This window comes from Lewinella sp., assembly GCF_050633125.1.
In the GTDB taxonomy this organism is placed as follows: domain Bacteria; phylum Bacteroidota; class Bacteroidia; order Chitinophagales; family Saprospiraceae; genus Lewinella.
On record NZ_JBOEFX010000230.1, the window covers coordinates 1 to 1765 of the forward strand.

Here is a 1765-nt window from a genome sequence, read left to right on the forward strand (position 1 = left end):
CAATGAATATGATAACGCTAAAGCACCAATGCCCTCTCGAAGGCGGCCACGCCGTCTACCGGGCACGTACCTTGTTGGCTATTTACGGTGGCTATGATTTCCTTGATGATGATCCGAGCAATTGTGGTGCAAAAGCACTTCAGCAAGCGGATCAAACGGGTGCAAGAGAAGCCAATTCGTTAGTAAACAAGGATGCTAATACCGTCGCTACACAATGGCAGGTGGCTCCTAATCCTGCTACTACCCACTTTTATCTTTCAGGTGGTGATATTAGTACGCTAAGGGAGCTGAAATTGTTGAACTTAAATGGTATCGCACTTCAAGTCTGGCAGCCACGTGAGTTTTCCAATGGACGGATAAGCTTTAACTCAAAGCTCCTGGCCAGCGGCATTTATTACTTACAACTTACAGAAAACGATGGGACTGTAAGTGTAATCAAGGTTGCCATAATAAACTAATTAATCAATAGTATTAAGGGGGCATTAGGAATTCAACATTCCTGATGCCTTTTTAATATTTGAAGTATATTCCATGAAGTATATTCTATTACTTTCATTTTTCGTGTTGCTAATCACTTCATTTATCAGTGCTCAATACCCTGACAACAATTGGGTATTAGGTAAAAGTTCAGAGATAGTTCCTCTTGATTCTTTTGGTTTAGTTGTGCTTAATTTTAGTGGAAATCAGTTGAAAGCCAGCGAAGAATTAGACGTGGTTTACATTTTTAGAGCTAATAATTCTGTGATTAGTGATAATGACTCTCTATTGTTTTATTTCAATGGTCTAGATATTCACAACAGCGACCATGAAATCCTTACAAATGGAGAGAATATGTACATTGGACAGAGTAGTTCTGGTTATGTTTCTGCACAAAGCTCATTGGTATTACCATGGCCCGAACATGAGGATAACTATTACTTACTTACTTCATTTAATGGCTATGATGAAGAAACCAATTTTTCAGGAGGATTAGCATTACATTATTCAATAATTTATATAAACGCTAATAATACTTCGGAGGGAACTGTAATCGTGAAAAATGAATTACTTTTAGATCAACTCTTCCTTGATCGTGGGAGACTCACCGCTACCCGCCACGCCAATGGTCGCGATTGGTGGATACTCTGGAAGTACTATGATGAAAATACTTATATCCGCTATCTACTCGATCCGCAAGGGCTACACAGGTACGATGATCAAACCATAGGTGAGCCTTTTCCTACCGGAGTCGGACAGACTGTATTTTCCCCTGACGGCAGTAAGTATGTCATCTTCAATTCAATTGGCCCCACAGAAGGAAAATATGTTAGTATTTACGATTTTGATCGATGTTCAGGCTTACTAAGCAATCAAACACTTATAACATTTCCGCATAACGGTTTCGGCGGAGGAGTCTCTATCTCTCCTAATTCTCGTTATTTATACGTCTCTTCTACCCTGGTGATCTACCAATTCGATCTCTGGGCGGAGGATATCGAAGCCAGCCGGGTTACGATTGTAGAAAGCGATGGCACAGACCCCAACCAAGGCTACTACCTCGCCCAATTGGCGCGCGATGGTAAGATTTATATTTCCGGCTACGGCCTCTCCAAAGCGCTCAATGTGATCGAATATCCTGATCGCCCTGGCTTTGCAGCTACGGTCACTACGCTTGAGCTTCCTGTGTACAATGCTTTCAGCATCCCCAATATCCCCAATCATCGCCTCGGGCCATTGGATGGGCGAGACTGCGACACCCTCGGTATCAACAACTTCCCCCTCGCCA

1 protein-coding gene and 1 pseudogene are annotated in these 1765 nt (G+C 42.4%); both read left to right on the top strand.

From position 1 onward, the window contains the following. Window positions 1-458: T9SS type A sorting domain-containing protein (locus ACRBG0_RS28510; RefSeq protein WP_431490221.1), on the top strand; the 458-nt coding region annotated here is incomplete at its 5' end. A gap of 73 nt (window positions 459-531) precedes the next feature. Next, window positions 532-1765 (top strand): annotated as a pseudogene (locus ACRBG0_RS28515) (hypothetical protein); the annotation flags it as partial.